This window comes from Mycobacterium sp. 4858 (assembly GCF_900240975.1).
GTDB lineage: Bacteria > Actinomycetota > Actinomycetes > Mycobacteriales > Mycobacteriaceae > Mycobacterium.
In genome coordinates this window covers 1,628,749-1,640,921 of the sequence record NZ_LT968775.1, presented here as the reverse complement: position 1 = coordinate 1,640,921, position 12,173 = coordinate 1,628,749, and the positions used below count along the sequence as shown (strand labels likewise).

Sequence of the window (12,173 nt, the reverse complement as noted above, 5' to 3'; positions counted from 1 at the left end):
AGGTCGCAAAACCGCCAGCTTCTCGCCGTGGTGAGCTGTTGAGTGGAGGGCGTGAGTTCTCAGATTGCCCTGGCGGCCGCATCGAAATTGCGCGATGAAGCCATGCGCGAATTCATTTCGAGTTTGTCGGGGTTGCAGGCCACGGCGCCCACCTGGTGTTCAGGTTGGAGCGCCCATGACCTCACCGCGCACGTGGCGGCCGCCGCAAAGGAACGAGCCGATCTCATCGACGAGCACCTGGCGGGTGAGCCGGCCAGGGCGACCCGCTCGTGGGAGGTGCGCGAGCCGCCATTCCGGGCGATGCCCGACGCGGCGCTTCGAGAACGGCTGGTAGACGAAGCGTTTCGCTTCGAGTCGGCCGTGGCGGCGCTCGGCGAAAGCGACACGATCGTGTACACGGGGTGGACGATGAGCGCCGAGCGGCTTCGCATGCATAGTCATAGCGAGGTGGTGCTGCACCGATGGGATCTCGTGGGTGACGACGACGTCAGCGTCCGCTTGCTCTCCGATGCCGCGATGGTGGGCCACGCGGTCGCGGTGTTCGACGCGGTGCCCGCGTTGGCGGAAGCGCAGCGCTGGCGTCGCACGGACCCGCGGGCGCAGCCGGTGGTGCTGCGCAGCGGTGGCCGCCCGGATGTTGTTGTGTCGCCGGGGGAGGGCCTATCCCAGCAGCCGACCGGCCGCGGAGTCGTGATAGAGCTGCGGCCCCACGAGCTGCCGCTTCTCTTGTGGGGACGCTGCCCCTCGAGGATGCGCGACCCGAACCTCAACGCCGACTCGATAGCCGACGTGTTGCGGCGACTAAGCCGCGCCGGCGGCGCTGACTCAAATTCGTAGTTCGCGACAGCCAATGTCGTCGGGTAGGTGGTGGGTAGCCACCACCACGGTCCGGTCCGCGGGCATCAGCGCGGAACCGGGGCCCAGCAGGTCGCGCAGAATCGGTTCGGCGTCGACGGCGTCCAGGTGTTCGGTGGGCTCGTCGAGCAGCACGATCCGGGCGGGCGCGAGGAGCGCCCGCGCCAGCAGCAGCCTCCTGCGCTGACCGCCCGAAAGGGCCTGCGCGCCACCGGTCAACACCGTCGACAGGCCGTCGGGCAAACCGGCGAGCCAGGCGCCGAGCCCGACCGCATCGAGCGCGACCCCCAGTTCGGCGTCCGCGCAGTCTCCGCGGGCGACCAGCAGGTTGTCCCGGACCGTCGTGGCGAAGACGTGCGCGTCCTCGGCGAAAAATCCGACCGCGCCGCGTAAGTCCTCTTCCCGGAAGTCCGTCACGTCGGTGCCGCCGAGGGTCACCCGTCCCTCCAGCGGGGACAGCAGCCCGGCCAGCGTCATCAACAGCGTGGTTTTGCCGGACCCGCTGGGACCGGTGACGGCCAGCCGGGCGCCCGGGGGGAGCTCCAGGGTGATGCGGTTCGAGCGGGCGGCTCCGGCGTGCCCGGCGTGGATGTCGGCGGCCAACACGGCCGCGGGTTCCGGCGGGGCCGCGGCCGATTCGGGCTGCTGCGGGAGGTCGCCCGCCGTGAGGTCGAGCAGCCGGCGCGCGGCGATGCGCGACCGCGTCAACTGGATGGCGGCGGCCGGTAGCGGGGTCATCGCCTCGAATGCGGACAGCGGCAACAACATCAGGACGGCCAGCGTGGTGGGTGCGACCGAGGGGGCCAGGCCGATGCCGGCGACCACCGCGCCCAGCACGCTCGCCCCGATCGCCGCTGTGGGCGCGGCTTCGGCCAGGGCGGCCGGCCTGGCGGCGGCGTCGAGCGCCGCCCCCCATGCGCGTTGGCGGCGTTGCGATTCGGCGATGACGCGGGGCAGCAGGCCGGCGACGCGGAGCTCGGGCGCGTGTTCCAGCGCGATCATCGCCGAGGTGTCGCGCTGGGAATGCTGCTGCCGCGCAAGGCTTTCCTGGCTCGCCGCGGCCTTGCCCGCGAGTCGCGGAGCGGCGAAGCCCGCGACCAGCAGGCTGATCGCCAACACCACAGCGGCCGGTAGCGAGATGGCCGCGATCACCGCGGTTGCCGCCACGGCCAGTACCACCGCGACGCCGATCGGCACCACGGCACGCACCAGCACGTTGGCCAGTTCTTCGACGTCGGAGCCCACTCGGGTGACGAGCTCGCCGCTGTGCAGACGAACGGCGGCCGCCGCGGGCCCCTGGGCCAGCCGCTGGTAGATCCCCGCCCGGGCGGTGCCGGCCGCGCGCAGCGCGGTGTCGTGGGTGACCAGCCGCTCGCAGTAGTGCAACACGCCCCGCGAAATCGCGAACGCGCGCACCGCGACGGCCGCGACCGACAGGTCGACCACCGGCGGCATCTGCCAGGCCCGCGTGATGAGCCACGCCGAGACGCCGGCCAGCGCCAGCGCGCTGCCCAGTGACAGCACACCCAGCGCGATCGCCCCCACGATGCGGAGGAGCCGGGGCCGCAGCAGCGGCGCGGCCGCCAACAGCGGATCAGACCGGGGCATAACGCACCCCACTGTCGGCGACCACTTCGACCACCCGGTCGCCGATGGCCAGAACCGGTTCGCGGTGACCGACGACCACGACGGTCGCGCCGGCCCGGGCGCGCTCCACGATCGCTCGCAACACGCGTTGCTCGGCCCGGGCGTCCAGGTGGGCGGTGGGCTCGTCGAGCAACAGCACTGCCGCCGACGATCCGAGTGCGCGGGCGAGCCCGAGCCGTTGCCGCTGTCCCAGGGACAGGCCGACGCCGCCCCGGCCGAGCACGGTGTCCAGCCCGTCGGGCAGGTCACCCAGCACCGCGTCGAAACCGGATGCCGCGCAAGCCGTCTCAAGGTCGTCGAGATTGCCGAACAGCACCAGGTTGTCCCGGACGGTGCCCGGAACCAGTGCGGGGCGCTGCGGAAGCCAGGACAGCTGCCGCCACCACGCGCCGGGCTCGAGGTCGGCGACGTCGACTCCGGCCACGGTCACGCGGCCGCACGTCGGCGCGGTGACCCCGGTGATCGCCTGCAGGGTCGTGCTCTTGCCCGCGCCGTTGCGTCCGGTCAGCACCGTCACCGAGCCGGGTGCGATGACCGCGGTGAGGTCGTGGGGCGCATGGCCGTCACGGCCGGCGACGCTGAGCCCGTCGAGACCGATCTCCGCGCCTCGGGCGGTGACCGTCCGGCCCTGGGCCCGCGGGGGAGCCGGCTCGCCGATGAGGGCGAAGGCCTTGTCGGCGGCGGTCCTTCCGTCCTGCGCGGCATGGAATTCCACACCGATCCGGCGCAGCGGCCAGTAGACGTCGGGTGCCAGCAACAGCACCGTGAGGCCCGTCGCCAACGTCATCTCGCCGAACACCAGGCGGAACCCGATCCCCACCGCGATCAGCGCCACGCCCAGCGTCGCCAGCAGTTCCAGCACCAGCGCCGACAGGAAGGCGATCCGCAGTGTCGCCATCGCCGAGCGGCGATGCGCGGCGGCCAGTTCGGCGATGCGCCGTTCCGGGCCCCGGACGCGTCCCAGCGCCCGCAGCGTGGGGATACCGGCGATGAGGTCGAGCAGCCGCCCCTGCAGCGTCGTCATGGCGGCCAGGGCGGCCGCGGACCGGTCGGCGGTGGCCAGGCCGATGAGCACCATGAAGATCGGTATGAGCGGCAGGGTGATGGCCACGATCACCGTGGACCTCAGGTCGTAGAACGCGATGACGGCGACGGTCGCCGGGGTCAGGATTGCGGCGAGCAACAACGTGGGGAGGTAGCCGGTGAAGTAGGGACGCAGGCCGTCGAGACCTCGGGTGACCACCACCGCGGCCTCGTCGCGTTGGGCGGCGAGCTCACCGGGCTGCCGGGCCGTCACCGCGGTCAGCACCTGACCGGACAGCTCGGCGATGACCGCGCTCGCGCCCCGTTGGCCCAGGCGGCCCTGAAGCCACTGCGCCAGCGTGCGAACGGTCCACAGCGCCAACAGGATCGACAGCGGCCCGAGCCAGGCCCGCAGGCCGTGCGCCGCATGGTCGCGCACGGCGCGGGCGACCACGCCCGCCAGCACGACCGCCGAGCCGATCGCGCAGCCGGAGATCACCACTCCGCAGCAGACCGTTGCGCCCAGGTGGCGCCGCAACGCGCTCGATGCCCGCCACAGTCGCGGGTCCAGGGGCCCCCGCGCTCTCGATCTTGATCCGGGCGGCGAGTTCGTTGCGGTCAGGACACGTGCCTCGTCAGGCCGATCGACGGCGGTATCCGGTCCGCCGAGATCCGTTGCCGGAACACCCAATACGTCCAGGCCTGGTACACCACCGTCAGCGGCGCCATGAACGCGGTGACCCACGTCATGACCTTGAGGGTGTAGGGCGTCGACGAGGCGTTGTGGATCGTCAGGCTCCACTGCGGGTTCAGTGTCGAGGGCACCAGGTTGGGGTAGAGCGCGCCGAACAGCAGGATCACCACCGACCCGACGACGATCGCCGTGCACGTGAACGCCCAGCCGTCGGAGACGCGCCGCCACACCAGCAGCACGGCCGCCAGCTGCGCCACCACGGCGACCGCGAGCACCAGCCAGGTCCAGTCCTTGCCGTGGGCCAGTTGTGTCCAGATGCCAAAGCCCGCAACCAGTCCGGTCACCGGAAGCGACAGCCACACCGCCAGCCGGTGGGCGTCGTCACGGATGGCGCCGGAGGTCTTCAGGGAGATGAAGACCGCACCGTAAAGCAGGAACAGCCCGGCGGTGGCCAGGCCGCCCAGCAGCGTGTAGGGATTGAGCACGTCGGCGATCGACAGGTCGATCTTGCCGGCGCCGTCCACGGGGAGTCCGCGAACCAGGATCGCGAACGCCACACCCCACAACACGGCGGGCAGCCAGGAACCGGCGGCGATGCCGAAATCCGCCCAGCCCCGCCATTTTGTGTCGTCGACCTTCCCGCGCCACTCGATGGCCACGGCGCGCAGGATCATCCCGAACAGGATGGCCAGCAGCGGCAGGTACAGCGTGGAGAACACCGTGGCGTACCAGCCGGGAAAGGCGGCGAACATGGCGGCGCCGCCCACGATCAGCCACACCTCGTTGCCGTCCCAGATGGGGCCGATGGTGTTCAGCGCCGTTCGCCGGATGGGCTCGGCCTCACCGATGCCGACGCGGGCGAGCGGTTCCATCAGCATGCCGACGCCGAAGTCGAAGCCTTCCAGGACGAAGAAACCGAGGAACAGCAATCCGATGATGCAGAACCACAACTCCTGCAGTCCCATCGGTCAGCTCCTTTCTAGTTCGTGAGCCGGCGCCTAGTAGGCGAACGAAAGCGGCGCCACCTCGTCCTCGCCGGGTGCGGGCGGCGGAGCCGGTTCGGCGTCGTGTTCCCGCGGCCCTTCGGTGACATACCGCTTGAGCAGCCAGAACCAGATGACCGCCAGCACCGCATACACGAGGGTGAACGTCACCAGGGAGGTGATGACCATGCCGGGCGCATGCTGCGAGACGGCCTCATGGACGGTGAACCGAACCTGTTGGTCGCCGGTGGGATTGGGCGCGACGATCCAGGGTTGCCGCCCCATCTCGGTGAACACCCACCCGGAGATGTTCGCCAGGAACGGCGTGGGAATCGTCGGCAGCGCCAGCCAGGAGAACCATCGTTGGCCGGGCACCCGCCCGCCGCGGGTGAACCACAGCGCCGCGAGCGCGAACAAGACCGGAACGGCGAGGAACCCGATCATGGCGCGGAACGACCAGTAGGTCACGAACAGGTTGGGCCGGTAGTCGTTCGGGCCGAACCGATACTCGAAGTCCTGCTGGATGTTGCGCACGCCCTGCAACGTGACGTCGCTGGTGCGGCCCTCGGCGAGGAACGGCAGCACGTAGGGGACCTCGATCACGCGGGTGATGCTGTCGCAGTTGTTGTGCGTGCCCACGGTCAGAATCGAGAAGTCGGGATCGGTTTGGGTGCTGCACAACGATTCCGCGGAAGCCATCTTCATCGGTTGCTGAACGAACATCAGCTTGCCCTGGCGGTCGCCGGTGAAGAACAGGCCGACGGCCGCGAGCAGCACCACCCAGCAGCCCAGGATGGCCGCCGGGCGAAACATGGTGCGGGCATCCGATTCACCGGCGGGGGTGGCGGTCTCCGGGCGGCGGGAGCGGACCAGGAACCACGCGCTGACGGCGGCAACGAACGTCGCAGCGGTCAGCAACGCGCCGCTGACGGTGTGGGTAAACGCCCACCGCGCAGTGTTGTTGCCCAGCAGCGCGCCGATGCTGTCCAGCTCGGCGCGGTGCGTAACCGGGTTGTAGTGCGCGCCGACCGGGTGCTGCATGAACGAGTTCGCCACGATGATGAAGAACGCGGACATGTTGACACCGATTGCGACGATCCAGATGCAGGCCAGGTGGATCAGCTTCGGCAGCCGATCCCAGCCGAAGATCCACAGCCCGATGAAGGTGGACTCGAAGAAGAAGGCGAACAAGCCTTCCATGGCCAGCGGCGCGCCGAAGATGTCGCCGACAAACCGCGAATACTCGCTCCAGTTCATGCCGAACTGGAATTCCTGGACGATCCCCGTCGCCACGCCGATGGCGAAGTTGATCAAGAACAGCTTGCCGAAGAACTTGGTGAGGCGATACCACGCGGTGTTGCCCGTGGCGACCCACACCGTCTGCATGACGGCGAGCAGGGGCGCCAAACCGATGGTGAGCGGCACGAAGATGAAGTGGTAGACGGTAGTGATACCGAACTGCCACCGAGAAATATCGACGACATTCATCTGTCACTCCCAGGACTGCGTGGCCGTACGCACGGCTACTACGCAGTGTAGTAGAAGGGTCGGGGCGGCGCGACCAAGGGGCGTCAGCCGGTCAGGGCCTTGGAGGCTTTCCGGATGCTGAACGACGACACGATCTCGAAGATGCCGAGGACCACGAACCAGACCCCGACCACGAGCGCCAGCGTCACAATGGATTCCAGCGGCGACGCGAGGACGACGATGCCGGCCAGCAGGCTGATGATGCCGATGAAGATGGCCCATCCCCGACCCGGCAGAAGCGGATCCTGGATGGCCGAAATCGTCGTGCCCACGCCGCGAAAGATGAATCCGATCCCAATCCAGATGGCCAGCAACAGGATTGCGTAACCCTGACCGAAATGGCGAAACGCCAACAACGCCAGGATGAGTGACGCGGCGCCGCTGATGAACAACAGGATCCGGCTTCCCGCCGAGACATGCAGGCTGAAAGCGAAGAACACCTGTGCGGCGCCGGTGATCAACAGGTAAACGCCGAATGCGACCGCGGCGACCACGATGGAGATTCCGGGCCACGCCAGCACCAGCACGCCGAGGGCGAGCGACAGGATTCCCGATAGCAGGGTCGATTTCCACAGATGCGGCAACAAACTTGGAGCGGGCAGAGATCCAGGTGTGGTTTGCATGGCCGCAGTGTGACACAAACGCCGCCCTCGGTATAGGGCACTTTGGGCTACACGTGGGCCGTACGCGAATCCTCGGCCAGCAGATCGGCCGACTCGTCGGTCGCCTTGCGACCGATCAGGTACCAGGTGCGCATCAGGCCTTTGCCTTTGACGTCGATGTGGCCGCGCTCCTGCAGCACGAATTCGTCCTTGAGGCGCTCGTACATGGCCTCGGGCACCTGAATTCGGCCCACCGAGTCGGTGGATTCCATCCGGGACGCGACGTTGACCGCGTCGCCCCACACGTCGTAGAAGAAGCGCCGCGAACCCACGACACCGGCAACCACCGGCCCGCACGCCATGCCCACCCGCAGCGGGACCGCATTGCCGTGCGGATCCTTCAGCCGGGCCGCGACATTGGCCATGTCGAGCGCGAAGTCCGCCAGGGCCTGCGCATGGTCCGGTCGGGCCCGCGGGACCCCGCTGACCACCATGTAGGAGTCGCCGCTGACTTTGATCTTCTCCAGGCCGTGCTTGTCCACCAGGGCGTCGAAGGCGCTGTAGAGCCGGTCGAGGAAGCGCACGAGGTCGGCCGGCGCCGCGCCGCTGGCCCGCTCGGTGAACCCGACGATATCGGCGAACAGCACGGAGGCGACGTCGAACTTGTCGGCGATGATGCCGCGGTCCGGCTCCTTGAGCCGCTCGGCGATGCTGGCGGGCAACATGTTTGCCAGCAGCGCCTCCGAGCGCTCGTACTGCGCTTCCATCACGGCCTCGGCGCGAGCGGTGTCGCGAAGGGCGAACCACACCGTCACGACCACCATCACGACGCTGGAGACCGCGGTCACGATGAAACCGGTCGACTGGACCCAGGCCGGCTGCAGCCCGGTGTCGCGGGGGACCAGGAACTCGACGGCGACGATCAGGCCGGCGGCGACAGCGGCCAGCGCCGAGGCCAAGATGATGTGTTCGATTCCGAGCAACAGCACGACGATGCAGGCGCCCACCAGGAAGAAGAACTGAGCTCCCGACCCGGTGCCGACGTCCACGCAGCTGGCGAAGACGGACACGTAGGCCGCGCCCAGAAAGGTGAGCGGCGCGACCAGTTCGCCGAAGCGCTGCAGCCACGGGACCATCGCGAAGACCATCGCGCCGATGACGTTGATCGAACTCACCTGCCACAACCAGGCCCCGCTGAGAATCTGCACCAGCACGAAGCTCGCGCTCACCGTCACGGCGAGCCATGAGGTGATGGTGAGGATTCTGGCGCGGCGCGCGGCGCTCGCGGCGTAATGCTGGTTGCGGTCGCGCGTCTGCGCCCGCACCGCGGCTACGCAGTCCGGGCTTCTCGACGAGCCGTCCGACACGGGTGGGGCGCCGCACTTCCTAGCCGCCACGTTCAAAGCGTAACCGCTGAGCAGCGCAGTCGCCGGACGTCTTCATGAAATCCGGCGTTTTCGCCCCCGTAAGTTCCGAGTCTGATAACTGTTCTTGTTATCGGGTTGTAATCGGGTTTGCGGATTGTTCGGTTTGGTTATTCAGCACCTGTTCGACAGGGCTGTTAGACGCGTGTTCGCCTCGACTAAGGGGTGCTGGATGGCGGGTCTGAAGAGATTCGTTCTCGCATTAATCCTCTCTGTCACCGCCGTGCTCATGGGCGGCTGCGGTGTCGGCTGTGGCGAGCCGAATTGGCTCCTCCGGCTCGCCGGCGACTCCCTCGTCAACGATCCAACGCAAGTGAATGTCGCTGCGTCAGACCAGATTTGCGTCACTCGATCGTTCGGCGACTGAACCGGCGGCGCCCCCAGGGACGGTGCCTTTTCGACCATCCTGGGTCGTGGTGAGCGGTCGTCGGACGACCTTGCGACAACGCGGTGGAGGCCACTGCCGGGTTGTTGTGGCGTGCGGGCTGCGGACACCGAGAATTAATATGAATTCATGATGTATTTGTTTCGATCTTGTGAATGCAACGCCTCGTCCATATAGCCTGAAGTTTATTAAATCGAGAGAATTCATACCTTTGGCACGCATTTGGCGCGGATAACAGACTTTGGGAATTGACTCGGTCCGGACAGGCGCTGCTTCGGCGCCCCGCGCCCGAGACCGTCGCCCCGATGCCGGGACCGTGGATGGTGTGGGTGGTGCCCTCGGTGGGATTCGAACCCACACTGGACGGGTTTTGAGTCCGTTTCCTCTGCCAGTTGGGATACGAGGGCTTGATTCTGCTCGAGTCCGGCCTCCTACCTTAGAGGCAGCCTCCCACCATAGAGGATTTGGCGCGGCCGCCCGTCTGACCGCCCCCGAGGTCGCTGGTCTGACGCGTTCACGACACAATGTCGGTCATGACAGGCCCCACGACCGACACCGACGCCGCTGTGCCGCGCCGGGTCCTGATCGCGGAAGACGAAGCGCTGATCCGAATGGACCTCGCAGAGATGCTGCGAGAGGAGGGTTACGAGATCGTCGGGGAGGCCGGCGACGGACAGGAAGCCGTCGAGTTGGCCGAACGCCACCAGCCCGACCTGGTGATCATGGACGTGAAGATGCCCCGCCGCGACGGGATCGACGCCGCCTCGGAGATCGCCAGCAAGCGCATCGCACCCATCGTCGTCCTGACCGCCTTCAGCCAGCGCGACCTGGTGGAGCGCGCGCGCGACGCCGGGGCGATGGCCTACCTGGTGAAGCCCTTCACGATCAGCGACCTGATCCCGGCCATCGAGCTGGCCGTCAGCCGCTTCGCCGAGATCACTGAGCTGGAGCGGGAGGTGGCGACGCTGTCCGACCGGCTGGAGACGCGCAAGCTCGTCGAACGCGCCAAGGGCCTGCTGCAGACCAAACAGGGCATGACCGAGCCCGAAGCGTTCAAGTGGATTCAGCGCGCTGCCATGGACCGGCGGACCACGATGAAGCGGGTCGCCGAAGTCGTCCTGGAAACGCTCGGCGCCGAAGAGGAGTAGGCGCTCAGCCGTCGAGCGTGCGCTCAGGGCTTTGAGTGTGCACTGAGGGCGGCGACACGCCGCGCGAGGCCGCCGTGGCCGCACACTCGATGAACGAGAGCGTCAGCGCGCCACGATCACCGACGAGCCGTGCCCGAACAGCCCCTGGTTGGCCGTGACGCCGACCGTGGCGTTCTCCACCTGGCGGCCGGTCGCCTGGCCGCGCAGCTGCCAGGTCAGCTCGCAGACCTGGGCGATGGCCTGCGCGGGGATGGCCTCGCCGAAGCAGGCCAGACCGCCGGACGGGTTGACCGGCACCCTGCCACCGATGGTCGTCGCGCCGCTGCGCAGCAGCGCCTCCGCCTCACCCCTCGGGCACAGGCCCAGGTGCTCGTACCAGTCGAGCTCGAGCGCGGTGGACAGGTCGTAGACCTCAGCCAGGCTGACGTCCTCGGGCCCGATGCCCGCCTCGGCATAGGCAGCATCCAGGATCTGATCCTTGAACACCCGCTCCGGTGCGGGCACCGCGGCGGTGGAATCCGTTGCGATGTCGGGTAATTCAGGCAGGTGCTGCGGGTAGCGCGGGGTGACCGTGCTGACCGCGCGCACCGACGGGACACCGTCGAGTGAGCCGAGGTGCTTGCGGGCGAACTCGGCGCTGGCGACGATCAGGGCCGCCGCGCCGTCGGAGGTGGCGCAGATGTCGAGCTGTCGCAGCGGGTCGGCCACCACCGGGCTGGCGAACACGTCGTCGACCGAGGCCTCCTTGCGGTAGCGCGCATTCGGGTTCTGCAGGCCGTGCCGCGAGTTCTTCACCTTCACCTGGGCGAAGTCCTCGGATGTCGCGCCGTACAGGTCCATCCGGCGGCGCGCCAGCAGCGCGAAGTACACCGGGTTCATCGCGCCGATCAGGTGGAAGCGCTGCCAGTCGGGATCGTTCTTGCGTTCCCCGCCGACGGGGGCGAACGCGCCCTTGGGGGTGGTGTCGGCGCCGATCACCAGCGCGACGTCGCAGAAGCCGGCCAGGATCTGCGCCCGCGCGCTCTGCAGCGCCTGGGAGCCGCTGGCGCACGCGGCGTAGCTCGAGCTCACCGGCACGCCGTTCCAGCCCAGCTTCTGGGCGAACGTCGACCCGGCGATGAAGCCCGGGTAGCCGTTGCGGATCGTGTCCGCGCCGGCGACCAATTGGATTTGTGTCCAGTCCAGGCCGGCCTCGGCCAGCGCGGCGCGCGCCGCGACCACCCCGTATTCGGTGAAGTCGCGACCCCACTTGCCCCACGGGTGCATGCCGGCGCCCAGGATGTACAGCGGTTCGGGCATCAGGCGATCCTCCACGCATAGACGAGGCGCTGCACACCTTCGTCGTCGGTGAACAGCGGCATCGTGGTCAACTCCATCTCCATGCCGACCTTCAGATCCTCGGCCAGCGTCCCCTCGACCACCTTGCCCAGCACGATCAGCCCTTCGGCGGCCAGCTCGACCGCGGCGATGGCGAACGGCTCGAACGGATCCGGGGCCGGGTAGGGCGGGGGCGGCGGGTACCGGTTCTCGGTGTAGCTCCACAGCGTTCCCCGGGTCGACAACGCGACGGGCTCGAGTGTGTCGCTGGCGCAGGCGGGGTTGGGGCAGTTGTTCTCGCGCGGCGGGAAGACATAGGTGCCGCACTCGGGGCACTTGCCGCCGATCAGATGCGGGTTGCCTGCTTCATCGGTGGCGAACCATCCGTCGATCGCGGGTTCTTGGCTGGTGACCTCTGGCACTCGGCCAGACTACCCAGCCGCAATGCAAAACTGAAACGTGTTGCAGTTCTGGCCCCGGGGTGGTCGGGGACGCGTGCCGAGTCGTACCGGGTGCCTAGAGTGTGAGCCGTGAGCACCATCGCCGAGGAGCAGACGAAGCCGACGCT

General features: G+C 68.3%; 11 protein-coding genes and 1 tRNA gene. 3 read left to right on the top strand and 9 right to left on the bottom strand.

The window, feature by feature from the left end; all coding sequences use genetic code 11:
- The first annotated feature begins 51 nt into the window (after positions 1 to 51).
- A complete protein-coding gene (locus C1737_RS07455) occupies positions 52 to 837 on the top strand; it encodes a maleylpyruvate isomerase N-terminal domain-containing protein (protein WP_142393436.1) in 786 nt (261 codons plus the stop codon).
- Here C1737_RS07455 and cydC read toward each other — a convergent pair.
- The 6 genes from cydC to C1737_RS07425 form a co-directional block, all read right to left on the bottom strand.
- Complete coding sequence (cydC, locus tag C1737_RS07450) at positions 826 to 2,463, bottom strand: thiol reductant ABC exporter subunit CydC (protein ID WP_068091990.1); 1,638 nt, start codon at positions 2,461 to 2,463, stop codon at positions 826 to 828. The two genes, C1737_RS07455 and cydC, sit on opposite strands and share 12 nt — an antisense overlap.
- Positions 2,450 to 4,063: a thiol reductant ABC exporter subunit CydD gene (cydD, locus tag C1737_RS07445; RefSeq protein ID WP_102417615.1), complete on the bottom strand. Its 1,614-nt coding sequence runs from the start codon at positions 4,061 to 4,063 to the stop codon at positions 2,450 to 2,452. Before cydD ends, cydC begins: the two co-directional genes overlap by 14 nt.
- Before the next feature lie 80 nt (positions 4,064 to 4,143).
- Positions 4,144 to 5,184, bottom strand: coding sequence for a cytochrome d ubiquinol oxidase subunit II (gene cydB, locus C1737_RS07440; RefSeq protein WP_102417614.1), 1,041 nt, complete (start codon positions 5,182 to 5,184; stop codon positions 4,144 to 4,146).
- A gap of 33 nt (positions 5,185 to 5,217) precedes the next feature.
- Positions 5,218 to 6,690 carry a cytochrome ubiquinol oxidase subunit I gene (locus C1737_RS07435; RefSeq protein ID WP_102417613.1) on the bottom strand — a complete coding sequence of 491 codons (1,473 nt, stop codon included), beginning with the start codon at positions 6,688 to 6,690 and terminating at the stop codon, positions 5,218 to 5,220.
- An 83-nt stretch (positions 6,691 to 6,773) separates the two neighbouring features.
- Positions 6,774 to 7,370 carry an HdeD family acid-resistance protein gene (locus C1737_RS07430; protein WP_102417612.1) on the bottom strand — a complete coding sequence of 199 codons (597 nt, stop codon included), beginning with the start codon at positions 7,368 to 7,370 and terminating at the stop codon, positions 6,774 to 6,776.
- 29 nt (positions 7,371 to 7,399) lie between these two features.
- Positions 7,400 to 8,728, bottom strand: a complete 1,329-nt coding sequence (locus C1737_RS07425) for an adenylate/guanylate cyclase domain-containing protein (protein ID WP_102417611.1) — start codon at positions 8,726 to 8,728, stop codon at positions 7,400 to 7,402.
- 199 nt (positions 8,729 to 8,927) lie between these two features.
- Here C1737_RS07425 and C1737_RS07420 point away from each other — a divergent pair, with 199 nt between their 5' ends.
- Positions 8,928 to 9,122 (top strand): hypothetical protein, encoded by a 195-nt coding sequence (locus C1737_RS07420; RefSeq protein ID WP_142393435.1) that lies wholly within the window; start codon positions 8,928 to 8,930, stop codon positions 9,120 to 9,122.
- Between the two features lie 348 nt (positions 9,123 to 9,470).
- Here C1737_RS07420 and C1737_RS07415 read toward each other — a convergent pair.
- Positions 9,471 to 9,547: transfer RNA gene (locus C1737_RS07415), tRNA-Leu, on the bottom strand.
- Positions 9,548 to 9,673: 126 nt separating this feature from the next.
- Between C1737_RS07415 and C1737_RS07410 the strand changes: the two genes are divergently transcribed.
- A complete protein-coding gene (locus tag C1737_RS07410) occupies positions 9,674 to 10,288 on the top strand; it encodes an ANTAR domain-containing response regulator (RefSeq protein ID WP_102417823.1) in 615 nt (204 codons plus the stop codon).
- Between the two features lie 102 nt (positions 10,289 to 10,390).
- On the opposite strand, the gene C1737_RS07405 is transcribed toward C1737_RS07410, so the two are convergent.
- Positions 10,391 to 11,587, bottom strand: coding sequence for a lipid-transfer protein (locus tag C1737_RS07405; RefSeq protein WP_102417822.1), 1,197 nt, complete (start codon positions 11,585 to 11,587; stop codon positions 10,391 to 10,393).
- Positions 11,587 to 12,027: a Zn-ribbon domain-containing OB-fold protein gene (locus tag C1737_RS07400; RefSeq protein WP_068091982.1), complete on the bottom strand. Its 441-nt coding sequence runs from the start codon at positions 12,025 to 12,027 to the stop codon at positions 11,587 to 11,589. Before C1737_RS07400 ends, C1737_RS07405 begins: the two co-directional genes overlap by 1 nt.
- Positions 12,028 to 12,173 lie beyond the last annotated feature (146 nt).